The 25,538-nt window shown below is 71.3% G+C and carries 21 protein-coding genes; 10 read left to right on the plus strand and 11 right to left on the minus strand.

The genetic code is table 11. The features are described 5' to 3' along the window. Positions 1 to 70: 70 nt before the first annotated feature. On the minus strand, positions 71 to 583 hold the full coding sequence (locus tag AB0D99_RS29250) for a MarR family transcriptional regulator (RefSeq protein WP_362368745.1): 513 nt from the start codon (positions 581 to 583) through the stop codon (positions 71 to 73). 166 nt (positions 584 to 749) lie between these two features. Between AB0D99_RS29250 and AB0D99_RS29255 the strand changes: the two genes are divergently transcribed. Further along, a complete protein-coding gene (locus AB0D99_RS29255) occupies positions 750 to 1,697 on the plus strand; it encodes an EamA family transporter (RefSeq protein ID WP_362368748.1) in 948 nt (315 codons plus the stop codon). Positions 1,698 to 1,731: 34 nt separating this feature from the next. Further along, positions 1,732 to 2,670: a DMT family transporter gene (locus AB0D99_RS29260; protein WP_362368889.1), complete on the plus strand. Its 939-nt coding sequence runs from the start codon at positions 1,732 to 1,734 to the stop codon at positions 2,668 to 2,670. Here AB0D99_RS29260 and AB0D99_RS29265 read toward each other — a convergent pair. Further along, complete coding sequence (locus AB0D99_RS29265) at positions 2,621 to 3,088, minus strand: hypothetical protein (protein WP_362368751.1); 468 nt, start codon at positions 3,086 to 3,088, stop codon at positions 2,621 to 2,623. The genes AB0D99_RS29260 and AB0D99_RS29265 overlap by 50 nt on opposite strands. Before the next feature lie 94 nt (positions 3,089 to 3,182). On the opposite strand from AB0D99_RS29265, the gene AB0D99_RS29270 reads away from it, so the two are divergent. Together AB0D99_RS29270 and alc are read left to right on the plus strand one after the other, a co-directional pair. Continuing rightward, the gene (locus AB0D99_RS29270; RefSeq protein ID WP_362368754.1) at positions 3,183 to 4,103 is read left to right on the plus strand and encodes a LysR family transcriptional regulator; all 921 of its coding nucleotides are present in this window, start codon (positions 3,183 to 3,185) and stop codon (positions 4,101 to 4,103) included. Positions 4,104 to 4,210: 107 nt separating this feature from the next. Then, positions 4,211 to 5,344, plus strand: a complete 1,134-nt coding sequence (gene alc / locus AB0D99_RS29275; protein WP_362368757.1) for an allantoicase — start codon at positions 4,211 to 4,213, stop codon at positions 5,342 to 5,344. Between the two features lie 116 nt (positions 5,345 to 5,460). Here the strand turns inward: alc and pepN (AB0D99_RS29280) are convergent, their stop codons facing one another. From pepN (AB0D99_RS29280) to AB0D99_RS29300, 5 genes are all read right to left on the minus strand, one after another. Next, positions 5,461 to 8,034 (minus strand): aminopeptidase N, encoded by a 2,574-nt coding sequence (gene pepN, locus AB0D99_RS29280; RefSeq protein ID WP_362368760.1) that lies wholly within the window; start codon positions 8,032 to 8,034, stop codon positions 5,461 to 5,463. Between the two features lie 52 nt (positions 8,035 to 8,086). Beyond that, the gene (locus tag AB0D99_RS29285; RefSeq protein ID WP_362368764.1) at positions 8,087 to 9,370 is read right to left on the minus strand and encodes a TerD family protein; all 1,284 of its coding nucleotides are present in this window, start codon (positions 9,368 to 9,370) and stop codon (positions 8,087 to 8,089) included. Positions 9,371 to 9,497: 127 nt separating this feature from the next. Beyond that, positions 9,498 to 10,517, minus strand: a complete 1,020-nt coding sequence (locus AB0D99_RS29290; protein WP_362368767.1) for an aspartate-semialdehyde dehydrogenase — start codon at positions 10,515 to 10,517, stop codon at positions 9,498 to 9,500. Positions 10,518 to 10,708: 191 nt separating this feature from the next. Then, on the minus strand, positions 10,709 to 14,026 hold the full coding sequence (locus AB0D99_RS29295) for a S8 family serine peptidase (protein WP_362368770.1): 3,318 nt from the start codon (positions 14,024 to 14,026) through the stop codon (positions 10,709 to 10,711). A gap of 198 nt (positions 14,027 to 14,224) precedes the next feature. Beyond that, a complete protein-coding gene (locus AB0D99_RS29300; protein ID WP_362368773.1) occupies positions 14,225 to 14,767 on the minus strand; it encodes a CGNR zinc finger domain-containing protein in 543 nt (180 codons plus the stop codon). Positions 14,768 to 14,882: 115 nt separating this feature from the next. Here AB0D99_RS29300 and AB0D99_RS29305 point away from each other — a divergent pair, with 115 nt between their 5' ends. The 5 genes from AB0D99_RS29305 (at position 14,883) to AB0D99_RS29325 (ending at position 18,531) form a co-directional block, all read left to right on the plus strand. After that, positions 14,883 to 15,338: a VOC family protein gene (locus tag AB0D99_RS29305; protein ID WP_362368776.1), complete on the plus strand. Its 456-nt coding sequence runs from the start codon at positions 14,883 to 14,885 to the stop codon at positions 15,336 to 15,338. A 151-nt stretch (positions 15,339 to 15,489) separates the two neighbouring features. Next, positions 15,490 to 16,347, plus strand: coding sequence for a pyridoxamine 5'-phosphate oxidase family protein (locus tag AB0D99_RS29310; protein ID WP_362368779.1), 858 nt, complete (start codon positions 15,490 to 15,492; stop codon positions 16,345 to 16,347). Further along, positions 16,348 to 16,824, plus strand: coding sequence for an HPP family protein (locus AB0D99_RS29315; protein ID WP_362368782.1), 477 nt, complete (start codon positions 16,348 to 16,350; stop codon positions 16,822 to 16,824). A 9-nt stretch (positions 16,825 to 16,833) separates the two neighbouring features. Beyond that, positions 16,834 to 17,301 carry an NUDIX domain-containing protein gene (locus AB0D99_RS29320; RefSeq protein WP_362368785.1) on the plus strand — a complete coding sequence of 156 codons (468 nt, stop codon included), beginning with the start codon at positions 16,834 to 16,836 and terminating at the stop codon, positions 17,299 to 17,301. Between the two features lie 96 nt (positions 17,302 to 17,397). Continuing rightward, entirely contained in the window at positions 17,398 to 18,531 is a 1,134-nt protein-coding gene (locus AB0D99_RS29325) for a serine hydrolase domain-containing protein (RefSeq protein ID WP_362368788.1), read from the plus strand. Positions 18,532 to 18,535: 4 nt separating this feature from the next. Here AB0D99_RS29325 and AB0D99_RS29330 read toward each other — a convergent pair whose 3' ends face one another. After that, positions 18,536 to 19,543 (minus strand): hypothetical protein, encoded by a 1,008-nt coding sequence (locus AB0D99_RS29330; RefSeq protein ID WP_362368791.1) that lies wholly within the window; start codon positions 19,541 to 19,543, stop codon positions 18,536 to 18,538. 197 nt (positions 19,544 to 19,740) lie between these two features. Then, positions 19,741 to 22,314, minus strand: a complete 2,574-nt coding sequence (pepN, locus tag AB0D99_RS29335) for an aminopeptidase N (protein ID WP_362368794.1) — start codon at positions 22,312 to 22,314, stop codon at positions 19,741 to 19,743. A gap of 137 nt (positions 22,315 to 22,451) precedes the next feature. Between pepN (AB0D99_RS29335) and AB0D99_RS29340 the strand changes: the two genes are divergently transcribed. Continuing rightward, a complete protein-coding gene (locus tag AB0D99_RS29340; RefSeq protein ID WP_362368797.1) occupies positions 22,452 to 23,087 on the plus strand; it encodes a DsbA family protein in 636 nt (211 codons plus the stop codon). Positions 23,088 to 23,257: 170 nt separating this feature from the next. Here AB0D99_RS29340 and AB0D99_RS29345 read toward each other — a convergent pair whose 3' ends face one another. Beyond that, positions 23,258 to 23,902, minus strand: coding sequence for a superoxide dismutase (locus AB0D99_RS29345; RefSeq protein ID WP_362368800.1), 645 nt, complete (start codon positions 23,900 to 23,902; stop codon positions 23,258 to 23,260). A gap of 178 nt (positions 23,903 to 24,080) precedes the next feature. After that, positions 24,081 to 25,499 carry an amino acid permease gene (locus tag AB0D99_RS29350; protein ID WP_362368803.1) on the minus strand — a complete coding sequence of 473 codons (1,419 nt, stop codon included), beginning with the start codon at positions 25,497 to 25,499 and terminating at the stop codon, positions 24,081 to 24,083. Between the last annotated feature and the right edge of the window lie 39 nt (positions 25,500 to 25,538).

Genomic DNA, 25,538 nt, shown 5'->3' on the forward strand with positions numbered 1-25,538 from the left:
GCTCGGGGTCACCGTCCACGAGCACACCGCCGACGAGGCCGTCGAGCCGACCCGGCGCCCTCGTGCGCGTTCACCCGGCCGTGGTCGCCAGGAGCTTGCGCAGCAGGCCCGCCAGCTGCTCCGCCTCCTCGGGCGTGAGCGCGGACTCCAGGGCGTCGCGCTGCCGGGCGAGACCCGCGCCGACCGCCTGGTCCACCAGCTCCCGGCCCCGCTCGCTGAGCGTCACCCGCAGCCCGCGCCGGTCGTGGGGGTCGGGGCTGCGGCTGAGCAGCCCGGCCTTCTCCAGCTTGTCGAGCCGGCCCGTCATCCCCCCGGTGGTGATCATCAGGGTCGCGGTGAGCTCGCGGGGCGAGAGCGTGTACGGCTCGCCCGAGCGGCGCAGGGTCGCCAGCACGTCGAACTCCCCGAGCGCCATCCCGTAGGGCGCGTACGCCTTGTCGACGCGGCCGCGCATCGCGGCGGCCAGCCGGTAGATCCGTCCGAAGACGGCCATGGGCACCGTGTCCAGGTCGGGGCGGACGGCCGCCCACTGGTCGGTGATGGCGTCGACGGCGTCGTGGGCGGGGGTCTCGGTGCTCTCCATGGCGGCAGTCTCCTGATCGATCGACTCGACGGCAAGTAAGTCACTGAGCGGTAAGCCACTCGCGAGGAAGAAGCTTAGGCGAAAGTGGCTTGCAAATAAGTAACTTAGAACTAAGCTACTTATTGCCAAGTCACTCGGACGCACTCCGAACCAGGGGGGACCCGTCATGTCCCGCAAGGCCGCCGTCACCGCCCTCACCGCGCTCGCCCCGATCTCCTGGGGCTCCACCTACTTCGTCACCACGGAGTTCCTGCCGCCCGACCGGCCGCTCTTCACCGGTCTGATGCGCGCCCTCCCCGCGGGGCTGCTGCTGCTCGCCCTCACCCGCAAGCTGCCGCGGGGCGCCTGGTGGTGGAAGTCCGCGGTCCTCGGCGGCCTCAACATCGGCGCCTTCTTCCCGCTGCTCTTCCTCGCCGCGTACCGGCTGCCCGGCGGCGTCGCGGCCGTCGTCGGCTCGGTCGGGCCGCTCTTCGTCGTCGGCCTCGCGAGCCTCTTCCTGGGTGACCGGCCCACCGTGCGGTCCCTGCTCACGGCCGTCGCGGCCGCCTTCGGCGTCAGTCTCGTCGTCCTGAAGGCGGGTGCGGCCCTCGACCTCGTGGGTGTCGTCGCCGGGCTGCTCTCCGCCCTGTCGATGTCCGCCGGCACGGTCCTCACCAAGCGCTGGGGGAGGCCCGAGGGGGTCGGTGCGCTCGCCCTGACGGGCTGGCAGCTCACCGCCGGCGGCCTGGTCATCCTGCCGATCGCCCTCCTGATCGAGGGCGCACCGCCGGCCATGGACTCCGTCAACCTGCTCGGCTACGCCTACCTGGCCTTCGGCAACACCGCGATCTCGTACTTCCTCTGGTTCCGCGGGATCGGGCGGCTGAGCGCCTCCTCCGTGACCCTGCTCGGTCCGCTCTCGCCGATCACCGCGGCCGTCATCGGCTGGGTGGCGCTCGGGCAGGCGCTGGGTCCGGTGCAGCTCGTCGGAATGGCGGTCGCCTTCGGCGCCACCCTGGCCGGTCAGCTGACCCCGCGTACCCCCGCTGCGGCGAAGGTCCAACCTTTCAGCTCTCCTGAAAGGAATCGTCAGGAACTTTCGATGGACCTGGATGTTTCCTCGGTGCGACGGTAGAGCCTCACCGAACGAGAGGATCACCGTGACGCTTCTGGACCATGACCGCACCGCACCGAGAGCGACCGACGAGCCGGCACCCGCGGGGAACCTCGCGCGCGGAGCCGGCCTCGGCGTTCTCCTCGCGCTCGTCGCCACGGTCGTCTGGTCCGGCAGCTTCGTCGCCACCCGGGACATGGCCGACTCCGTCTCCCCGGTCCAGGCCGTCTTCTGGCGCTGGGTCATCGCCCTCGTCGCCGTCGCCCCCCTGGCGGCCGGGCGGGCATGGCGGCAGCGGAGTCTGATCCGCCGCCATCTCGGCTACGTCACCCTCGCCTCGCTGTTCGGCGTCGCCCTCTACAACACCCTCGTGCACCAGGCCGGACTGACCACCTCCGCCTCCAACATGGGCATGATCATGGCCGCCTCGCCGGTGATCATGGCGCTCTACTCCCGCCTGGGCGGCGAACGCCTCGGCGCCCGCCGCACCTTCGGGATGCTCCTGGCGGCGCTCGGCGTCCTGCTCCTCGTCGGCAAGGGCTCCCTCGCCGTCGACTTCACCGCGGGCGACCTGTGGATGTTCGCGGCCGCCCTGTCCTTCGCCTCGTACAGCGCCCTGCTCAAGCGCAAGCCCGTCGAGATCGGCGCGCCGGCGTTCCTCTTCACGACCTTCGCGCTCGGCGCCCTGATGCTGCTCCCGGCCTACGGCGTCAGCCTCGCCGTCCAGGGCGGCTTCGACCCCGCCGTCGCCACCGTCGGACCGCTGCTCTACGTCGGAGTCTTCTCCTCCGCCGTCGCCTTCTTCGCCTGGAACAAGGCCGTCACCCTCATCGGCGCGGCCCGCGCGGGAGTCGTCTACTACCTCCAGCCCGTCTGCGTGGCACTGCTCTCGTACCCACTGCTCGGCGAGGAACTGGGCCTCGCGGGCGGCGCGTCCATGGCACTCATCCTGTGCGGGGTGGCACTGGCGAGCGCCGCGCGTGCACGCGGATGAGTGGGACGCGCATCAGGACGAGCGCGAAGCCGACCTGCCCCAGGAGCAGCAGCCCGTACATGTCGCCCGCCACGCCGAACATGAGGAACCACAGAGGCAGGAGCAGGAGCGCGGCCAGGCGCCATCGGAAGGCCATCCCGGTCCGCTCGCTGGCCAGCGCGAAGAGCCAGATGATCAGGATCGACGGCGCCGCGATCATGTAGGAGAGTTCGAGGCCCGTCTCTAGCTGGCTGCGGACGATCTCGGTCCGGGGGCGGCCGTCGAAGGGGCCGAGACCGGGCCAGTCATGCGCCGGCGGACTCCAGGTCAGGCCGATCGCCAACCACACGGCCGCGTAGGTCGCCAGGTAGCGGACCGCGACATCAAGAAGGCGTAGGAGGACCGCGCCGAAGTTCAGGTAGGGGGCGTCCGTCGTCATGCTCCCATCCTGTCCGGTGAATTGAACGCGTTCAAGGCCTTTCTTGAACGCGTTCAATGTCGATCCGCCCCCGGCCCCCGGTAGGTTGCGCCCCATGACCGAGTGGGACATCAAGAAGCTTCAGATCCTCCGTACGCTCCGCGATCGCGGCACCGTCACCGCGACCGCGGAGGCGCTGCTCATGACCCCCTCGGCCGTCTCCCAGCAGCTCACCAACCTCGCCAAGCAGCTCGGTGTGCCGCTCCTGGAGGCCCAGGGGAGGCGGGTCCGGCTCACCGACGCCGCGCATCTCGTGCTCCGTCACGCCGAGGCCGTCTTCGCCCAACTGGAGCGGGCCGACGCCGAGCTGGACGGCTATCTGCGCGGGGAGGTCGGACAGGTGCGAGTGGCGGCCTTCTCGACGGCCGTACCCGCGCTCGTCGTCCCCGCCGTGCAGCAGCTGCGCACCGCGCACCCCGGACTCGACGTCCGGATCCGCGAGGCCGAGGCGTCCGAGGCGTACGAACTGCTCGGCGCCGGCGAGGTCGACCTGGCGCTCTCGCTCGCCGCGCACGCCCCCTCCGTCCGCGACCCCAAGTTCAGCCGCGTCCCCCTCCTGGCCGACCCGCTCGACGTCGCCCTGCCGGCCGGGCACCCGCTCGCGGAGGCGCCGGGGCTCAGACTCGCCGACCTCTCCGCCGAACCCTGGATCTTCGGCGGCTCCGGCCCCTGGTCCGAGATCACCACCGCAGCCTGCGAAGCCGCCGGATTCGTGCCCGAACAGGCCCACAGCGCCGCGGGCTGGACCGCGATCCTCGCCATGGTCGAAGCGGGCATGGGCGTCGCCCTGGTGCCGCGGATGGCCTCCGCGGAGCGCCGCGCGGGCGTCGTCATGAGGGTCCTCTCCGCCGACCAGCCGCGCCGCCATGTCGTCGCGGCGGTGCGGCGCGGGGCCGAGGAGGGGGTCGCGGTGGCCCGGGTGCTCGGCGCGCTCCGCCAGGCGGCGGCCCAGCGCGAGACCGTTCAGCAGAGCTGACCTCGGATTGTTCAGCAGAGCTCGCCTCGAATTGTTCAGCAGAGCTGAAAATACCTGTCGAAAACATTCGATGGACCCACCAGGTCCTCGGGGCGCACAGTCGACGCATGACCTTCGAGACGAGCCAGGACCAGGACCCGCACGCCAACGACGCCGCGCCCTACGGCGGAGGCGACCCGTACGCCGACTACCGGACCGGTGACTTCCCCTTCACCGAGCTGGTCGACCTGGCCGACCGCCGTCTCGGCGCCGGCGTCGTCGCCGCCAACGACGAGTTCTTCGCCGAGCGCGAGAACCTCCTCGTCCGCGAGCGCGCCGTCTTCGACCCGGAGCACTTCGGTCACAAGGGCAAGATCATGGACGGCTGGGAGACCCGCCGCCGCCGCGGCGCCGACGCCGAGAACGTCTTCCCCGCGCCCGAGGACCACGACTGGGCGATCGTCCGCCTCGGCGCCCCCGGCGTCATCCGCGGCATCATCGTCGACACCGCCCACTTCCGCGGCAACTACCCGCAGCGGGTGTCGATCCAGGCCACCGCCGTCGAGGGTTCGCCCAGCCCCGAGCAGCTCCTCGCCGACGACGTGAAGTGGGAGGAGATCGTCCCGCCCACCCCCGTACGCGGCCACGCCGCCAACGGCTTCGCCATCGACGTCGAGCGCCGCTTCACCCACCTGCGCCTCTGCCAGCACCCCGACGGCGGCATCGCCCGGCTGCGGGTCCACGGCGAGGTCGTGCCCGACCCCGAGTGGCTGGAGCTCCTCGGCACCCTCGACCTGATCTCCGTACTCAACGGAGGCGTGTACGAGGACGCTTCGGACAAGTTCTACTCCTCGCCGACCCAGATCATCCTGCCCGGCACCTCCCGCAAGATGGACGACGGCTGGGAGAACCGCCGCCGCCGGGTCCGCGGAACCAACGACTGGGTCCGCTTCCGGCTCGCCGCCCAGGGCGTCGTACGCGCCGTCGAGATCGACACCGCGTACCTCAAGGGCAACTCGGCGGGCTGGATCGCGCTCCAGGGCCGCAACGGCGAGACCGGCGAGTGGTTCGAGATCATCCCCCGGACCAAGCTGCAGCCCGACACCCTGCACCGCTTCAAGCTCCCCGCGCAGGCCGTCGTCACCCACGTCCGCCTCGACGCCTTCCCCGACGGCGGCGTCGCCCGGATGCGGCTGCACGGCTCGCTCACCGAGCAGGGCGCGGCCGACCTCCGCACGCGCTACGCGACGCTCGGCGGCTGACACGCTTCCGCCCGGCGGGCGGCCGCGCGCCGACGCCCGCCCGCCGAGCGGACCCAAACGGACGAAGGGGCACCTCCGTGGGGGAGGGTGCCCCTTCGTCGCTCACACCGTGACCGTCACGCGGCGGCCGCGTCCGCGGCCTGCGCCTTCAGCGCGCGCTCCACGCCCGCACGGCACTCCGTCACCAGACGCCGCAGCGCCGGCGCCGGGTCGTTCGCCGCGATCCAGGCGTCCGTGGCGTCCAGCGTCTCCTGCGAGACCTGGACCGTCGGGTAGAGCCCGACCACGATCTGCTGGATCATCTCGTGGCTACGGGTCTCCGAGACGCCCTTGATCGACGCGAAGTACTTCACCGTGTACGGGGCGAGCAGCTCGCGCTGGTCGGTCTGCACGAAGCCGCCGATCACCGCCTCCTGCACGGCGTTCGCCAGCTTGTCCGACTCCACCACCGACGCCCATGCCTCGGCCTTCGCCGCCTCCGTGGGGCGGGCCGCCCGCGCGGTCGCCGCGTGGCGCTCACCCGCGGCGGTCGGGTCGCGCTGCAGCTCGCCCGCGATCTCCGGCTCGTCGTAGACGCCGGTCGCCGCGAGGCGGTGCACGAACGCCCAGCGCAGCTCGGTGTCGACGGCCAGGCCCTCGATGGACTCGCCGCCCTCCAGGAGGGCCGCCAGCAGGTCCAGCTGCTGCGGGGTCCGGGCGGTGGCCGCGAAGGCCCGCGCCCAGGCGAGCTGGTGGTCGCTGCCGGCCTCGGCGGCACGCAGGTGCGCCAGGGTCGCGTCGGTCCAGCGGGTCAGCCCCGCCTCGCGCCACTCCGGCGCCGCGTACAGGTCGAGCGCGGCCTTGACCTGGCCCTGGAGCGACTGGACCACGCCGATGTCGGTCTCCTTGGCGATGCCCGACAGCACCAGCTCCAGGTAGTCGCGGGTGGCCAGCTCGCCGTCGCGGGTCATGTCCCAGGCGGAGGCCCAGCACAGCGCGCGCGGCAGCGACTCGGTGAAGTCGCCGAGGTGCTCGGTGACGTTCTTCAGCGACACCTCGTCGAGACGGACCTTGGCGTACGACAGGTCGTCGTCGTTCAGGAGCACCACCGCCGGACGGGGCTTGCCCGCCAGCTGCGGCACGTTCGTCAGCTCGGTGGCGGTGACGTCCAGCTCGACCCGGTCGACCCGGACCAGCTTGCCGGCCGCGTCCAGGTCGTAGAAGCCGATCGCGATCCGGTGCGGACGCAGGATCGACTCGCCCTTGGCGCCCGCGGGCAGGGCCGGAGCCTCCTGCTTGACGGCGAAGGCGGTGATGACGCCGTTCTCGTCGGTCTCGATCTCCGGGCGCAGGATGTTGATGCCGGCCGTCTCCAGCCACGCCTTCGACCATGCCTTGAGGTCACGCCCGGAGGTCTCCTCCAGCGCGCCGAGCAGGTCGGACAGACGGGTGTTCCCGAAGGCGTGACGCTTGAAGTACGCCTGCACGCCCTTGAAGAACTCGTCCTGGCCGACGTACGCCACCAGCTGCTTCAGGACCGAGGCGCCCTTGGCGTAGGTGATGCCGTCGAAGTTGACCAGCACGTCCTCGAGATCGTTGATCTCGGCCATGATCGGGTGCGTGGACGGCAGCTGGTCCTGGCGGTACGCCCAGGTCTTCTCCGCGTTGGCGAAGGTCGTCCAGGCGTTGGGCCAGCGGGTGCCCTCCACGGACGCCTGGCAGGCGACCGAGGTGAAGGTCGCGAACGACTCGTTCAGCCACAGGTCGTTCCACCACTCCATGGTGACCAGGTCGCCGAACCACATGTGCGCGAGCTCGTGCAGGATCGTCTCGGCCCGGCGCTCGTACGCCGCGTCCGTCACCTTCGAGCGGAAGACGTACTGGTCGCGGATGGTCACCGCGCCCGCGTTCTCCATCGCGCCCGCGTTGAACTCCGGCACGAAGAGCTGGTCGTACTTCGCGAACGGGTAGTCGTAGGCGAACTTCTCCTGGAACCAGCCGAAGCCCTGGCGCGTGACGTCGAAGATGTGGTCCGCGTCGAGGAACTCGGCCAGCGACGGACGGCAGTAGATGCCGAGCGGGACGCTCTGGCCGTCCTTCTCGTAGGAGGAGTGCACCGAGTGGTACGGGCCCACGATCAGCGCGGTGATGTACGTCGAGATCCGCGGGGTGGGCTCGAACACCCACACGTCGTCCTTGGGCTCCGGCGTCGGCGAGTTGGAGATCACCGTCCAGCCGCTCGGCGCCTTCACGGTGAACTGGAAGGTCGCCTTCAGGTCCGGCTGCTCGAAGGAGGCGAAGACGCGGCGGGCGTCCGGCACCTCGAACTGGGTGTAGAGGTACGCCTGGTCGTCGACCGGGTCGACGAACCGGTGCAGTCCCTCACCCGTGTTGGTGTACGCGCAGTCCGCGACGACCTTCAGCTCGTTCGGGCCCTGCCGCAGATGGGCCAGCGCGATCCGCGAGTCCCGGAAGACGGCGGCGACGTCGAGCGCGTGGCCGTTGAGGACGACCTCGTGCACGGCGGGGGCGACGAGGTCGATGAAGGTCTCCGCACCGGCCTCGGCGGAATCGAAGCGGACGGTGGTGACGGACCGGTAGGTGCCGCCCTCCTGCGCACCGGAGAGGTCGAGGTCGACCTCGTACGCGTCCACGGTCAGCAGCTTCGCCCGCTGCTGCGCCTCTTCACGGGTCAGGTTTGTGCCAGGCACCCGGTCAACTCCTCGGTTTCGTGACGTTTGGCTCATCCTTCCACGCCGCGCCTCAGCGCCGCACCGCACATTTCCACGGTCCGTCGCCGCTGATCCGCAGCAGTCCGGGACCCGCCACGGGCACGCTGACACGGACCTCGCCGATCTCGTCGACGAGCAGTTCCCGGTCCTCCGCGTCGTACTCCGGCTCGCTCGGCGGCGCGTGCCGGTGGACGGTGAAGGGGGACGCGCCGAGGTGGAGGACGTCGAGGACACCGGGCGGTCCGTCGTAGACGACGAGGTCGTGCGCGTGGCCCTCGACGAGGCTCTCGAAGCGGCGGGCGTGGGTGAGGGGGAGCACGCGCAGGGTCCAGGGGGTGTCCGCCTCGACCCGCAGCGACAGCGGCCGGCCGCGTGGGACGAGCGCGACGGTACGGGCCCGTACGTCGTCCTCGTACGCCATGAGCAGGAAGCCCTCGGGGCGGCCGTGGGCGTCGCAGGACTCGATGGTGGTGGAGATCGAGTGGCGCGACTCGATCTCCAGGAGCACCCAGCCCGGCGGGAGGGACGGGTCGCAGTGCACGGTCTCCTTGCCGCGGCCCTGGTGGACGGAGGGGCGGAAGTCGGTGGAGAACGGGTCGACGGCGACGGGGACCGGCGAGGGGGCGGTGGCCACGGCCGGCCCCATGACCCCGTTCCCCGGGCCCGCGACCGGCGTGGGGGTGGCGTAGCCCGGGCCCGCGACCGGCGTGGGGGTGGCGTAGCCCGGGCCCGGGACCGGCGTGGGGGCGACGTAGCCCGGGCCCGGGATCGGCGCCGGCGGGGCCTCCACCACGATGCCGAAGTCCGTCGCGAGGCCCGCGAGACCGGAGGCGTACCCCCGCCCCACCGCACGGAACCGCCAGCCGCCCTCCCACCGGTGGAACTCGCCGAGGACGAACGCCCGCTCCGTGGTCGCCTCCCCGATCGCGGCGTACGCCACCGGTGTGCCCTCCGGGTCCGTCACCCGCAGGTCGAGGGAGGGCACCTGCCCGAAGGTCCCCTCGTCCGTGGAGGCGGCGACGACCACCCGCTCGACGCCCCGCTCCAGATGCGCGAGGTCCAGCCACAGCCAGTCCGCGGCCGTGTCGCCGGGAGCGCCGGGCGCCGACCGGCCCAGGTGCCGCACCCGGCCCGAGGGGTGCTGGACCTGGCCCTGGAAGACGAGATCCGCGTCCCCCCGCACCCGTCCACCCCCGTCGAGCAGCAGCGCCGAGACGTCCACCTCGGGTGTTCCCGGCGCGGCCCGCCATGCGACGGCGACCCGGAGGGCCTGGGCGGGCACCGGGACGTCGGCACCGCTGGGTAACTGGGTCATGCTGCGGATCCTGTCACCCCCGGGCCCGGCCTCGAACGCGTTGTCCGAATTCGGCCGGACCGTGACCAGGGGACGCCGAAGGGGCGACCGCCCTTCCGGACGGTCGCCCCTTCGACACGGAACGTCGTCAGCCCTGGCGGAGCTCCGCGGCGACCAGCTCCGCGATCTGCACCGCGTTCAGCGCGGCGCCCTTGCGCAGGTTGTCGTTGGAGAGGAACAGCGCCAGACCGTTGTCGACGGTCTCGTCCACGCGGATGCGACCGACGTACGAGGCGTCCTTGCCGGCGGCCTGGAGGGGGGTCGGGATCTCGGAGAGCTCGACGCCCTCGGCGTCCTTGAGGAGCTCGTAGGCCCGCTCGACGCTGATCGGACGCTCGAAGCGGGCGTTGACCTGGAGCGAGTGGCTGGAGAAGACCGGGACGCGGACGCAGGTGCCGGAGACCTTGAGGTCGGGGATCTCCAGGATCTTGCGGGACTCGTTGCGGAGCTTCTGCTCCTCGTCCGTCTCGAACGTGCCGTCGTCGACGATCGAGCCCGCCAGCGGGACGACGTTGAAGGCGATCGGGCGCTTGTAGACGGCGGGCTCGGGGAACTCCACGGCCTCGCCGTCGAAGGCGAGCTGGTCGGCCTTCTCGGCCACGGCGCACGCCTGGGTGCGCAGCTCGGCGACACCGGCCACGCCCGAGCCGGAGACGGCCTGGTAGGTGGTGGCGACCAGCGCGGTCAGGCCGGCCTCCTGGTGGAGCGGCCGGAGGACCGGCATGGCGGCCATCGTGGTGCAGTTCGGGTTGGCGATGATGCCCTTGGGGCGGTCCTTGATCGCGTGCGGGTTGACCTCGGAGACGACCAGCGGGACCTCGGGGTCGCGGCGCCATGCGGAGGAGTTGTCGATCACGACGGCGCCCTGGGAGGCCACCTTCTCGGCGAGGGCCTTGGAGGTGGCGCCGCCGGCGGAGAACAGGACGATGTCCAGGCCGGTGTAGTCGGCGGTGGAGGCGTCCTCGACCGTGACGCCGTCGACGACGGTGCCGGCGGAGCGGGCGGAGGCGAAGAGCCGCAGCTCGTCGACGGGGAACTGCCGCTCGGCCAGGATGGTGCGCATGACTGTGCCGACCTGACCGGTGGCTCCGACGATTCCGACCTTCACGGGGACTCCTCCGTACGTTTGTGCAGGCTGCTGCCGTCCATGATGCGTATGTCCCGGCCCGCCTTGTCCAATCCATTGTCCGAGGATCGGGACGGAAACGGCGAGCGGGCGGCAGGGCGGGGCGGCGGTGGGGGAGACGGGGAAGGGGCGGGCACCGGTTCCGGCGCCCGCCCCTCACTGGTACGGCGGTGTTACGGGGTGACCTTGCCGATCACCACGCTGCCGGCGCCCGCGACCGTGCCGCGCGCGTTCAGCAGCTGGACCTCGCCGAAGAACTGCCGGCCCTCGGGCGCGGCACCGGCGACCAGGACCTCGGCGCCGACCTTGGCGCTCGCGCCGTTGGCCAGCGGGTAGCCCTTCGACGCGTCGACCTGGACGCTGCCGAGGGCCGCCGAGTAGTACACGTCCTTGTAGTCGAAGGTCGTGCCGCCCTCGGCCTGCACCGAGTAGCCGTCGATCACCACGGTGTACGTACCGGCGGCCGGCTTGACGAGCGAGACGGCCTCCTCCGAGTCGCCGTCCGCGGCCTGGCCCACCTGCACGCCGTCGCGCAGGACCGTCAGGTCGAGGTCGGCGGCCTTGTCGGAGGTGTTGCCGATCGAGATGTCGAGGCGGTCGACGCCCTCACCGATGGTGACGGTCTTCGTCTGCTGCTCGTGGTGCTTGATCGTCGGCGTCTCGGCCTTCAGGGAGCCCAGCGAGCCGCCCTTCAGCTTGCCGTCGAGGGCCGCGAACGTGTTCGTGACCGTCCACTCGACGGAGGCCGGGGTGCCGACCTTCGCCTCGGCGACGGTCTGCACCGCCGGGTCGAAGTCGGCACCGAGGACCGAGACGTCCAGCTTGTACGGGTTGTCCAGGTCCGGCGACGTACGACGGGACTCGACCTCGATCTCCCACACGCCCGGCGTCGGGTTGGCGTACGAACGCAGGTCCGCACGGCAGCCGTTGCCCGGGTTGTAGTGCGGGTAGCAGACGTTGGACGCGGTGGACTCGAAGGCCACACCGTACGGGTGGATGGAGATGAACCGGGTCTGGCTCTTCTCCTTCAGCCCGCCGAGGGCGACCTCGAGGGTCTTCGCGCCCTCCGGCACCGTCACGAAGTACGACTTGTGGCTGTTGCGCTGGACCGAGCCGGACGCCGAGAAGGCGAAGCCGGGCGCGGTCAGGTCGCTCGCGACGACCGAGGTGGCGAGGATCTGCTTGTCCACGCCCTCGGTGCGGTCGTCGTCGGCCTCCAGGATCACGCTGTGCACACCGGCCGAGGCCGGCTTGGCCTGGATCTTGACGGTGACCGGCTTGTTCAGCGGCAGGTCGATCTCGTCGTCGCCGAGGATCCGGAAGGTGCCGTCGTTGTACTTCAGCTCCAGCTCGTGCTCGATGGGCCGGTTCGGGCCCGTCGTGCGCGTGATGGTGACGTCGTAGACCTTCTTCTGGCCGACCTTGAGGCCGCCCTCACGGTCGTACACACCGGTGCCGGTGTGCGGGGCCGGGAAGATGGCGGTGTCGACCGGGGCCTCGACCTTGTACTCGTGCGCCGTGGCGCCGTCCTTGATCGACTCCCACGCGTCGTTGATGTCGATCAGACCCGAGCCCTGCTCGTGCGCCGCGACGCCGGAGATCCGGTGGGCGGTGGAGGTGAGCGCGGTGCGCAGGGTGAGCGGGGAGAGCTCGATGCGCTTCTGCTTCGCGGCCGAGAGCAGCAGCGCGCTCGCGCCCGCGACCTGCGGGGAGGACATCGAGGTGCCGTTGAGCATCCCGTAACCGGCGGGCAGCGCGTAGCCGGACTCGGGCACGCCGGAGCCGGCCTGCCAGGTCGGGATGGTGTTCACGGCCGAGCCCGGACCGGTGATGGTCGGGGTGAAGCCGCCGTCCTCACGCGGACCGCGCGAGGAGAAGGGGAACATGGCGTACGACTTGGTGACGGCCGAGCCGTAGTTGGCCGCCCAGGTCGACTTGGAGATCGCCGCGCCGACCGAGACGACCTTGTCGGCCAGGCCGGGGTCGCCGATGGTGTTGATGCCCGGGCCGGAGTTGCCGGCCGAGATGATCAGCTGCACGCCGTACTGGTCGATCAGACGGGTGTAGAGACGGGCGCGGACGTTGTCGCCGTCGTTCTGCGCGGGCAGGCCGCCGATCGACATGTTGACGATGTCGACGCCGCGGTTGACAACGAGGTCCGTCATGCCCTCGGTGAGGGCGGTGTTCGTGCAGCCGCCGGTCCAGGTGCACGCGCGCGAGGAGACGATCTTCGCGCCGGGCGCGGCGCCGTTCATCCGGCCGCCGAAGAGGCCCTTCGCGGCGGTGATGCCGGCGACGTGCGTGCCGTGGGAGGACTCGACGATGCCGATGTTGACGAAGTCGCGCTTCTGGCCGACCCAGGTCCCGCCGAGCGGGTCCATCGCGACGTCCTTGCGGATCTCGACGACGAAGGGCGTCTTCTCGACGACCTCGGTGGCCGGGTTGTCGGTACCGAAGTAGCCGATCTGGTACCCGTCCTTGTACGGCTTCATCGGCGCGTTGTCCGTGAAGTCGTTGTTCTGGTCGGTGTCGACGCGGACGGTGCCGGCGGCCGGGTCGTACAGCATGCCGAAGAGGTCGGCCGTGTCGCCGTCGCGGTTGATGTCACCGGCCGGGTCGCCGCCCGCGGTGATCGCCTCGTTGAAGCGGCTGAACTGGTAGGAGCCCTCGGGCGCCTTCCAGGACTGCGAGGAGGCGGTGAAGACCGGGCCGGCGACCGGGGTGACCTGGGCGCGCCAGGTGCCGTCGCCCTCGGTCAGCGGGTCGGTGGCGGTGACCCAGTCGACGATCTTGCGCTCGCCGGTGGTGGTCTTCTGGAGGGCCGGGTGGCCCAGGTCGACACCCGAGTCGAGGATGCCGATGGTCACGCCGCGGCCGTCGGCGCGCGGGTTGTCCTCGACGAATTCGACCGCGCCCGTCTCGTGGGACGGGTTGTACGGGTTCTTGGCCGGCGTCTTGCTGTTCGGCGCCGGGTACGTCGTGGAGACGGTCGTGCCCTCGACGGCGCCGGTGGTGCCCGCGTCGGGGGTCGGGTCGTCCAGCTTGATCTCGGCCTGGAGGTCGATCGACTGGACGGAGGAGAGCTTGGTGGCGGCCGTGATGGCCGCCTCCGCCTTGGCCGTCGGGATGGTGGCGCGGACGTAGCCGAGCTTGTCGTCCTGCCGGCCGACCGAGGCGCCCTGGACGGCGTCGAGCTGGCCGGCGACCTGCTCGGTGGCGCCGGGGGCGGTGGCGACGAGGATGGTGACGTTCTTCTCGCCGGTGGCCTCGGCCTCGGTGAGGCGCTGGGCGTCGGTCGGCCCGAGCTTGTCGGCGGAGTCGGCGGACTTGACCGGGGGAGTGGTCGCCGGGTCGTCGGCGGCCAGGACCGGAGCGGCGCCGGCCGCGATGAGCGCGGTCACAAGTCCGGCGGCGGCGGCGATACGGGCCGCGCGTCTGTGCCCAGGGGTCGAGCGCCCGGGTATGGAGCTCTGCGATTCGGGGGTGGTCATTTACATCCCTGTTTGTGAAAGAAGAGGGTCCGGATTTCGGTACCGGATGACCGCTCAGCCAATCGCAAGTGACAGGGGTTTGTGGAGAGTTGTCGACGGCGGTTTAGGGCCGTGGCGTACATCCGCCACGGGACGCGTTACGCCACGGCGGGAGGTATCGCCGTCAAGCGGGACGAGTCGACTCCCGCGAACCGCCGGTTAGTTGTCCTTTGTACGGGCGTAGTGCCGTGAGGCCTTGGCCCGGTTCCCGCAGATCGCCATCGAGCACCAGCGCCGGGTGCCGTTCCGCGAGGTGTCGAAGAAGTGCAGGATGCACGCCTCGTGGGCGCAGGACCGGATCCGGTCGGGCGCGGCGCGCAGCAGGTCGAGGTAGTCGCGGGCGGCCGTCCAGGCGGGGCCCCAGGCGGCGTCCTCGAACTCCGGCTCCTCGCCCGGCCCCTCGGGCGTGAGGGTGGCGCGGATGCGGCCGTGTCCGAGGACGGTGTCGACGCGCGCGACGGCGGCGGGGTCGCCCGGGGTGTCGGTGAGGGCGAGCAGCGCGTCACGGGCGGCGAGCGTGTGGCGGAGCGTCGTCGCGTCGGCGGCGAAGCGCTCGTCGAGTCCGTTCGAGGCGAGCCAGACGCCGAGGCCGTCGGTGTCCGTGAGGAGGTCCTGGCGTACGCCGTCCGACATCCAGCGGGTGTTGAGCAGGTCGAGCGAGACGGGCTCGCCGAGCAGGGGCCGCGGGTCGGAAACGGTCATGACGGGCGCCCTCCTCGGTGAACTAACCCCTCAAGGTTACGTGACCGGTTGCGCGATCGCTTACTAACCCCTAAAGTCGAATTAAGAGGTTAGCCATCGACCGGAGGGAACCGCCATGTCGGCGATCGGAACGCTGAACACCGGCCACATCGGGCTCAACGTCACGGACCTGGAACGCTCGCTCGGCTTCTACGTGGACGTCCTGGGCTTCGAGCCGCTGCGCGAGGGCAAGGAGGACGGCCGCCGGTTCGCGTTCCTGGGCCAGGGCGGCCGGCTGGTCCTCACGCTCTGGCAGCAGGCGGAGGGCGGGTACGACGCCGCCCGCGCGGGCCTGCACCACCTCGCCTTCGAGGCCGAGTCGATCGAGCGGGTGAGGGCCGCGGAGGCGGCCCTCACGGAACGCGGCGCCTCCTTCGCCTACGAGGGCGTCGTCCCCCACGCCGAGGGCGCCTCCTCCGGCGGCATCTTCTTCCACGACCCGGATGGCACCCGGCTGGAGATCTTCGCCCCGACGGGCGCGGAGCACGCGGAAGCCCCGGTGGAAGCTGCTCCCACCTGCGGCTTCTTCTAGAACCGACCGCCCCGTGGGCCATCGTTCGGCAGGGAGGTCCCCCGGGACGACGAAGCCCTGGGGGCCACGGGTGGGCGCACCGCACGAACGCGCTCACCGTGCCGAGGGCCCGCACCCGACCCCGTACCCGCACACGAAGGGCCGCAGGACCATGGACGTCTACAACGAAGGCTCCCTCACCGTCCAGCAGCGCGTCGGCGTCCGCGATCTCGCCGCCCACGTCGGCCGCTCCATCGGCACCGGCATCCGCCCCGTCGCCGCCGCCTTCCTGGAGCTCCAGCCGATGCTGGTGCTCGCCGCGGCGGACGCCGAAGGACGGGTCCTCTGCACCCTCCTGACCGGCACCCCCGGCTTCGTCCGGGCGACGGGCCCGCACACGATCTCGGTGGCGGCGCCCCTGCCCGTCCCCGCGGGCACCCCCGTCGGAACGCTCGCCCTCGACCCCCGCACCCGCCGCCGCATGCGCCTCAACGGCCTCGCGCGTCCCAGCGCCCGGGGCTTTACCGTCGAGGCGGACGAGGTCTTCTCGAACTGCCCGAAGTACCTCCAGAAGCGCGAGCTGTACGCGCCCGACACCACCACCCCGCCCGGCACCCCGCGCCACGCCACCGCGCTCACCCCCGGCCAGACCGCACTCGTCCGCGCCGCCGACACCTTCTTCATCGCGACCGTCGCCCCCGACGGCGCGGACGCCGGCCACCGCGGCGGCCATCCGGGCTTCGTCCGGGTCGAATCGCCCACCGAACTCCGCTGGCGGGACTATCCGGGCAACGCGATGTTCCTGACCCTCGGCAACCTGGAGACGGACGACCGGGCCGGTCTGCTCTTCCTCGACTGGCGGACCGGCACCACGGTCCGGCTGACCGGCCGCGCCCGCACCACGTACGGCCCCGACGGGGTCCGCACCACCCGCTTCCTGGTCGAGCGGACCGTCGAGACCCCGTACGCCAGCCCCCTGCGCTGGTCGCACCCCGAGTACTCACCCGCCAACCCACCCCTGGACCCCTGAATGGCAGCCGCCCCCGCCCGCCCCCGCCCGCGCGTCATGGCCACGGCCACCTCCGTCAGCCTCGCGGCCCTGCTCGCGCTCGTCGCCGTCGGCGCCCTGCTGCGCCAGCCGCTGCTGATCCCGCCCCTGGCCGCCAGCATGGCGCTCGTCGCCGGAGCGCCCGACCTGCCCCTCGCGCAGCCCCGCTCGGTCGTCGGCGGACAGCTGCTCTCCGCGCTCACCGGCTTCGCCGTGCTGCTCGTCGCCGGCCCCGGACTCTGGGGAGCGGCCCTCGCCGGCGGGCTCGCGCTCGGCGTGATGATGGCCGCCCGTACCCCGCACTCGCCCGCCGCGGCGACGGCGGTGATCGTCGCCCTCCAGAACCCGCCGTTCTGGACCTTCCTCGCCCTGCTCGCCCTCGCGAGCCTCCTGCTCGTCGCCGTCGGTCTCGCCGGCGCCCGCGCGACCGGGCGGACATATCCCGTGTACTGGTTCTAACCTCGGTTCATGAAAAAGGAGTTGAGGGTGGCGGCCTACGCCGTGTGTGTCCGTGACGACGAGATGCTCCTCGCCCGCTGGGTGGACCGCGCCGGCAACAAGCGGTGGACCCTGCCGGGCGGCGGGATGGACCACGGCGAGGAGCCGGTCGAGACCGTCGTGCGCGAGGTCGAGGAGGAGACCGGCTATCTGACCGAGCCGGTCGCACTGCTCGGCATCGACTCCATCCGGCGCGGCTGGATCCGCAGGCTCGGCGACGCCGGAGACTTCCAGGGCCTGCGGATCATCTACGAGTCCCGGATCACCGGCGGCGCCCTGCGCAACGAGACCGGCGGCTCCACCGACCTCGCCGCCTGGCACCCGCTCGCCTCCGTCCAGGACCTCACCCGCGTCGAACTCGTCGACATCGGGCTGCAGTTGTGGCGCGAACGCCCGCCCGTCGGCCGCTCCCGCCTCGCCGATCCCGCGAACGGCTGAATCCCGCTCAACCACGGCGGCCCGCTCAACCGCCGCGCCCACCGCGGCAGTCCCCTTCCGTGACCGCAGGACGCACACGACCACAGGGGAACCCGCATGACATCCGCACGCGCCGCCCGTACCGTCCTCGCCGCCACCGCCGTGGCCGCGCTCACCGCCGGAGCGCTGGCCGCGCCGGCCGTCGCGGCCACCGCGCCGAAGAAGCCGGACCACACCGCCACCCAGCGGGCCCTCGACGCGGCGGTCGAGGCGGGTGTCCCGGGCGCCGTCGCCCAGGCCCGCACCGGTCACCGCTCCTGGACCGGGACCGCCGGGGAGCGCGGCGGCAAGGACCGCTACCGGGTCGGCTCGATCACCAAGACCTTCGTCGCCACCGTCCTTCTCCAGCTCCAGGCCGAGGGCCGCCTCGACCTCGACGACCCCGTCGAGAAGTGGCTGCCCGGAGTGGTCCGCGGCAACGGTCACGACGGCCGGAAGACCACCGTCCGTCAGCTCCTCAACCACACCAGCGGGATCTACAGCGTCACCTCCGACCCCGGGTTCCAGCAGAAGGTCTTCGGCCCCGACTTCCTGAAGCACCGCTACGACACCTGGACCCCGGAACAGCTCGTCGCGATCGCGATGACCCACGCGCCGGACTTCGCCCCCGGCACCGCCTGGAACTACTCCAACACCAACTACGTCCTGGCGGGCATGGTGATCGAGAAGGTCACGGGGCGTCCGTACGGCAAGGAGGTCGAACGCCGGATCGTCAAGCCGCTGAAGCTGCGCGCCACCAGCGTGCCCGGGACGACCGTCACGATGCCGAAGCCGAGCTCACGGGCGTTCTCGAAGCTGTCGTTCGACGAGAACGCGACGACGGTCCACGACGTCACGGAGCTCAACCCGACCATCGCCGGCGCGGCCGGGGAGATGATCTCCGACTCCAACGACCTGCAGACCTTCTACCGGGCCCTGCTGAAGGGCAAGCTGCTGCCCAGGGCCGAGATGCGCGAGATGACGACGGCGGTGCCCGTCAGCGCCGAGGCCCCGGAGTTCTCCTACGGCCTCGGGCTGATGCGGCAGAAGCTGAGCTGCGGCAAGGAGGTGTGGGGACACGGCGGCGGCATCCACGGCTCCTCGTCCGAGGCCGTCGCCACCAGGAACGGCGAGCACTCGCTCGCCATGAACTTCAACGCGGACTGGACGGGCGACAGCGGGGCCGTCGTCGAGGCCGAGTTCTGCCGCTGACGCGTCACCGGGGCAGGACGACGACATAGGCCGCGGGCTGCCGGTCCGACGCGGCCATCAGGGCCGTACGGACCACCGTGGCCTGCTGGTCCATCGCCTCGCGCAGCTTGCGCGGGGTGATGTGGACGACCGTGATGCCGAGCCGCTCCAGGTGCTCGCGCTTGCGGGTGTACTCCGACCACATCGCGTCGTCGTCCTGCCGCGGCGCCCGGGTGTCCAGCTCCACCGCCACCGCCTGGTCCGGCCAGTACGCGTCGAGGCCGCCGAGGTGCGGTCCGCCGGGCAGCCGCAGGTCCACGTTCCACAGCGGGTCGGGGAGCGCGAACTCCCGCACCATCTCGTACAGTCGCGCCTCGGCGATACTCCGGCCCTCCGCGAGCAGCGAGTCCACGGCGTCCACCACGTGCGGCCGGGAGAGCAGTCGCGCCCGGTTCAACTCCCGCACCACCGCGCTGGGTTCGCAGTGCCCGCCGCGTACCGCCTCGGTGAGCAGCCCGCGCACCGTGACCGCGTCGGTCAGGCCGGACACGGTGTCGGCGAGCGCCCGGGCCACCGGGGCGACCGGCACCCCGGCGAGCACCAGCGGCTCGGGCATCTCCTGGGCGCGCTCCAGCCGGACCCAGCCGGTGGACCGGAGCCGGCGGGTGCGCGGCACCAGGACGTCGACGCGGTCGAGGGAGGTCAGCGGGGGAGCCGACGAGAAACCGTGCAGGGCGAGCGCCGCCGGCCCGGTGATCATCGCGTCGGGGCTCTGGGAGGGCACGGCGCCGGAGCGGCGGGCGTACAGGAGCGCGGCCTGCAGCCGTTCCTCGGCGGTGGGCTGTCCCGGGTGCGACAGGTAGACGCCGGGCAGGAGCTGCTGCCAACCGCCGCCCGGCTTGCAGCGGGCGGCGATCTCGGCGCCGGCCATCCCCCGGGCGCGCAACTGGGAGGCGGAAAGCACGTGGTGGCGGTCCTCGGTGTCCGCGGGGAGGGGGAGCGGGCGGGGGCTGATGGGGGTGTTGTGGTTCATGACGGGGGTCTTCCGCTTCCCGGCCCTCCGCTAACCGCTGTTACAAGCGCGTCGCGAAATCGGGACAAGCCCGCCCTAAAGTACGCGCGTTCGAGTGCCGAATAGGCGCGACCGGCCCTCACCGGTTCCGGACACACGTGCGTCCCCCAGGACCGTGTCCTGGGGGACGCACGTGCGGAACGTCTGCCCGCGGCCGGTTACGCCCTGCCGTCGCACGCCTGCGCGCGCAGCGCCCGCGCCAGGTCGTCCCGCGACTCCAGAACCAGCCGGCGCAGCGCGGGCGCCGCGTCCTCGTGCGCGGACAGCCACGCGTCCGTCGCCGCGAGGGTCGACTCGTCGTCCTGGAGGCCCGGGAACAGCCCCCGGACCACGTCCATGCCGATCTGGATCGACCGCTCGGCCCACACCCGCTCGATCGCGGCGAAGTACTTCTCCGCGTACGGCGCGAGCAGCTCCCGCTGCGAAGGCTGTGTGAAGCCCGCGATCGTCGCCTCCACCAGCGCGTTCGACAGCGCGTCCGACTCGACGACCTGAGCCCACGCCTGCGCCTTGACCGCCGCCGAGGGCCGGGCCGCCAGACAGCGGACCTGGTGACGCTTGCCGGTCGCGGTGTCGTCGAGGTGCAGCTCCTCGCCGATCCGGGCCTCGTCCGCCCGGCCGTGCGTCGCCAGCGGCTCCAGGAACGACCAGCGCAGCTCCTGGTCGACGTCGAGGCCGTCGATCCGCGCCGTACCGTCGAGCAGACCCTCCAGGAACTGGAAGTCCGCGTCCGACGCGGCCGTCGCCGCGAAGAAGCGCGCCCAGGTCAGCTGGTGCTCGCTGCCCGGATCGGCCACGCGCAGCTCGCGCAGCCCGCCCTCGGCGAGCAGCCGGCCGCCCTCCGGGCGCCACTCGGGCGCCGCGTAGTGGGTGACCGCCGAGCGGGCCCAGGCGTGCACCATCTGGAGAACGCCGATGTCCGTCTCACGGCCGGCGAACTCCAGCACCACCGCGACGAAGTCCCGGGCCGGCATCAGACCGTCCCGCGTCAGGTTCCACAGCGCCGACCAGCACAGCGCGCGGGCCAGCGGGTCGGTGATGTCGCCGAGGTGCGCCCGCAGCGTGGCCAGCGAACCCTCGTCGAAACGGATCTTGCAGTAGGTCAGGTCGTCGTCGTTGACGAGCACCAGGTCGGGCCGCTCCTCACCGGCCAGTCCGGCGACGACCGTCCGCGCCCCGGTGATGTCCGCCTCCGCCCGCGCGAACCGGACCAGCTCGCCCTCGGGCGACAGCCGGTACAGGCCCACGGCGGCCCGGTGCGGCCGGAGCTCGTCGCCCTCCTGGAGGACGGCCAGCTCCGTGACGCGGCCGTCCGCGTCGTAGGTGACGACCGGCGTCAGCGTGTTGACGCCCGAGGTCTGCAGCCAGGCCCGCGACCACGCCTTCATGTCGCGCCCGGAGGTCTCCTCCAGGACCGACAGCAGATCGTCGAGGCGCGTGTTCCCGTAGGCGTGGCGCTTGAAGTAGCGGCGCGCGCCCTCCATGAACGCGTCCCTGCCCGCGTACGCCACCAGCTGCTTCAGGACCGAGGCGCCCTTGGCGTACGTGATGCCGTCGAAGTTCAGCTTGGCGTCCTCCAGGTCACGGATGTCGGCCGTGATCGGGTGCGTGGACGGCAGCTGGTCGGCGCGGTACGCCCACGACTTGCGGCTGTTGGCGAAGGTCACCCAGCTGTTGGTGAAGCGGGTCGCCTCCGCCAGCGAGAAGGAGCCCATGAAGTCGGCGAAGGACTCCTTCAGCCACAGGTCGTCCCACCACACCATGGTGACCAGGTCGCCGAACCACATGTGGGCCATCTCGTGCAGGATGACGTTCGCCCGGCGCTCGTAGGCCGCCTGCGTCACCTTGCCGCGGTAGATGTACTCCTCGCGGAAGGTCACCATGCCCGGGTTCTCCATCGCGCCGAGGTTGTACTCGGGGACGAAGGCCTGGTCGTACTTCCCGAAGGGGTACGGGTAGTCGAAGTTGTCGTGGAAGAAGTCGAAGCCCTGCTTGGTGACGAGGAAGACGTCCTCCGCGTCGAAGTGCTTGGCGAGCCCCTTGCGGCACATCGCGCCGAGCGGGATCTCCAGGTCCCCGCGCCTGTACGTGTCGGTGACGTAGTGGTACGGACCGGCCACGACGCACGTGATGTAGGTGGAGATCGCGGCCGTCTCGGCGAACCGCCACACCCCGTCGGCGTCCTGCTCGCCCACGCCGTTCGACCAGACCGTCCAGCCCTCGGGCGCGGTCACCTCGAAGCGGTACGGGGCCTTCAGGTCGGGCTGCTCGAAATTGGCGAAGACGCGGCGGGCGTCGGCCGGCTCGTACTGCGTGTACAGGTAGACCTCGCCGTCCTCCGGGTCGACGAAGCGGTGCATGCCCTCGCCGGTCCGGCTGTAGGCGCACTGCGCGTCCACCACCAGGACGTTCTCGTCGGCCAGGCCGTCCAGCGCGATCCGCGCGCCGTCGAAGACGACCGCCGGGTCGAGCGCGCGCCCGTTGAGCTCGACGGAGGTCACGGACGGGGCGATCAGGTCGACGAAGGTGGCGGAGCCCGTGCCGGTACGGCGGAAGCGGATCGTCGTCACCGAGCGGAAGGTGCGCGGCCGCGCCGTGCCGTCGGCGGGGGCATCCCCGTCCGCGGATTCGCCGACCGCCGAGCGCAGGTCGAGGGCGACCTCGTACCCGTCTACGGACAGCAGCGCGGCCCGCTCGCGGGCCTCGTCGCGGGACAGATTCTCACCGGGCACGGTCACTCCTTCGTGGCGCCTTCGAAACAGGACCGATCCTCCCATGTGCCGCTGACGCGCGGCACGCGGGGAATGCCCGGACCGACCGACGGTGTTGCCCCGTCTGGCGCATAGACATCCGTCCCCCGAGGAGTGACATGTCCGAGAGCAGGACCACCGCCGACTTCTGGTTCGATCCGCTGTGCCCGTGGGCCTGGATGACGTCCCGCTGGATGCTGGAGGTCGAGAAGGTGCGCCCGGTCGACGTGCGCTGGAAGGTGATGAGCCTGGCCGTCCTCAACGAGAACAGGCTCGACGAGGTCCCCGCCGAGTACCGGGAGATGCTGGAGACCAAGGCGTGGGGCCCGGTCCGCGTGGTCATAGCGGCCCAGCAGCTGCACGGCGACGAGGTGGTCGGCAAGCTCTACACGGCGCTCGGCACCCGGTTCCACAACAACGGCGAGGGCCCCACCCGCGAGGCGATCTCGGCGGCCCTGTCGGACGTCGGTCTGCCGGCCGAGCTGGTGGACTACGCGGACAAGGACACGTACGACACCGAGCTGCGCGCCTCCCACAAGGAGGGGATCGACAAGGTCGGCCAGGACGTGGGCACGCCGGTCATCTCCGTCCCCGGCGCGGAGGGCGACGAGGTCGCCTTCTTCGGCCCGGTCGTGACGCCGACCCCGCGCGGCGAGGCGGCGGCCCGGCTGTGGGACGGCACCCTGCTGGTGGCGTCGACGCCCGGCTTCTACGAGATCAAGCGCACGCGGACGGCGGCGCCGAGCTTCGAGTAGCCCCCGGCCCCGGCCATGGAAGAACCCCCGTGATTCACGTCATCACGGGGGTTCTTCTTTCATCCGCCCGCACGTGAAGGTTGAGAAGACGATCACGAGCAGGACGAGCGGGGTCCGATCTCCGGGATCAGGGGTCCGGTCTCCGGGATCGGCGGGAGATCAGAAGGAGATCAGAAGGAGATCAGCGGGACGGACGTCTTGGCGGCCTGGTAGCGCTTGTTCACGTCCTGCCAGTTGACGACCTGCCACATGGCCTCGATGAAGTCCACCTTCTGGTTCTTGTACTGCAGGTAGAAGGCGTGCTCCCAGGCGTCGAACACCAGGACCGGGATGGAGCCCTGGCCGACGTTGCCCTGGTGGTCGTAGACCTGCTCGACGATCAGCCGGCCGCTGATCGGCTCGTACGCGAGGACACCCCAGCCGGAGCCCTGGGTGGTCGCGGAGGCCTTGGTCAGCTGGGCCTTGAACTTGGCGAAGGAGCCGAAGGACTCGGTGATCGCGTCGGCCAGCTCGCCCACCCCGTCGGCGGCCAGCGGCTCGCCGCCGCCACCGTCCTTGGGGCTGTTCATGTTGTTCCAGTAGATGCTGTGGAGGATGTGGCCGGAGAGGTGGAACGCGAGGTTCTTCTCCAGGCCGTTGATCGAGCCCCACTGCTCCTTGTCGCGCGCCTCTTCCAGCTGTTCCAGGGTGTCGTTCGCACCCTTGACGTACGCCGCGTGGTGCTTGTCGTGGTGCAGCTCGATGATCTGCGGATTGATCACCGGCTCCAGCGCCGCGTAGTCGTACGGCAGTTCCGGAAGGGTGTAGATCGCCATGTGCCGAGCCTCTCGCTGCTGGTCCTTATTGCAACCTCTATGCATGTGCAGGCTAGCAGCAGCAGTGTCTCGAAATGATCAGCCCTTGGGCCTAGGACTCGGGGCGTGGCGTGCCCGGAGAACACGGAACCCCCGGGCCGAGGGGCCCGGGGGTTCCGCGAGGGTCGATGTCGTGGGGTCAGGCGTCCTGACGCGACGAGCCGCGCACCTTCTGCAGGGCGAAGCCGATCACCGCGAGCAGCGCCGTGAGGCCGCCCGTCCAGTACAGCTGGACCCGGGTGCCCTCCTCGCGCGCCATCAGGAAGAAGATCGCCGCCATGCCCGCCAGCGCCACCCAGGTCAGCACCGGGAACGCCCACATCTTCACGACGAGCTTCTCGGGCGCCTCGCGCTCGGTCCTGCGGCGCAGCAGCAGCTGCGAGACGGCGATGAAGAACCAGACGACGAGGATGATCGCGCCGATGGTGTTCAGGAGCCAGATGAAGATGTCGTCCGGACGCCAGTAGCTCAGCAGCACGCAGAGGAAGCCGAAGAGCGAGGAGACGAGGACCGCGGGGCGCGGCACGCCGCCGAACGTACGGCCCAGCGCCTTCGGGCCCTGGCCGCGGGCGACCAGCGAGGTGGCCATGCGGGAGGCGCCGTAGATGTTGGCGTTCATCGCCGACAGCAGGGCGACCAGCACGACCACGTTCATGATCTGGCCGGCGGCGGGGATGCCCAGGTGGTCGAGCGTGGCCACGTACGGGCCCTTGTCGACGACCGCCTTGTCGCCCCACGGGACCAGGGTCACGATGACGGCCATCGAGCCGATGTAGAAGAGCGCGATGCGCCACATCGCCGTACGGACCGCCTTGGCGACACCCTGCACGGGGTGCTCCGACTCGGCGGCGGCGATGGTGACGGTCTCCAGACCGCCGTAGGCGAACACCGAGGCGAGCAGGCCGACGATCAGCCCCTCGGAGCCGTTCGGGAAGAAGCCGCCGTCGCCGGTGAGGTTCGCCGTGCCGGGGGCGTCCGTGCCGGGCAGTACGCCGACGATGGCGAGGACGCCGATGCCGAGGAAGAGGACGATCGCGCCGACCTTGAGGGCGGCGAACCAGAACTCGAACTCGCCGAAGTTCTTCACCGCCGCCAGGTTGGTGCCGCAGAACACCAGCATGAAGAGGGCGACCCAGGCCCACTCCGGGGTGCCCGGGAACCAACCGGTCATGATCTTCGCCGCGCCGATGCCCTCCAGGCCCACGGCCACGCAGAGCAGGAACCAGAAGGCCCAGCCCGCGGTGAAGCCGGCCCACGGGCCGATCGCGCGCTCCGCGTGGACCGAGAACGAGCCGGAGGCCGGGTTCGCCGCCGACATCTCGCCCAGCATCCGCATCACGAGCATGACGAGCAGGCCGGATATGGCGTAGGCGACCACGATCGAAGGACCGGCGGCGGCGATACCGGCACCGGATCCGACGAAGAGGCCGGCGCCGATGACGCCGCCGAGGGCGATCATCGAGAGATGGCGCTGCTTGAGGCCGTGCGTGAGTCCCTGTGAGGGGGGTGCCTGGTCGACCTTGCGGTCGACGGGCTCGGGCGCGGTGGTCCGTGACATGGGCAGCCCTGTCCATTGGCTGAGGAGGGTGAACGGGCC

The sequence above is a fragment of the Streptomyces sp. NPDC047971 genome, assembly GCF_040653355.1.
Classification (GTDB): Bacteria; Actinomycetota; Actinomycetes; order Streptomycetales; family Streptomycetaceae; genus Streptomyces.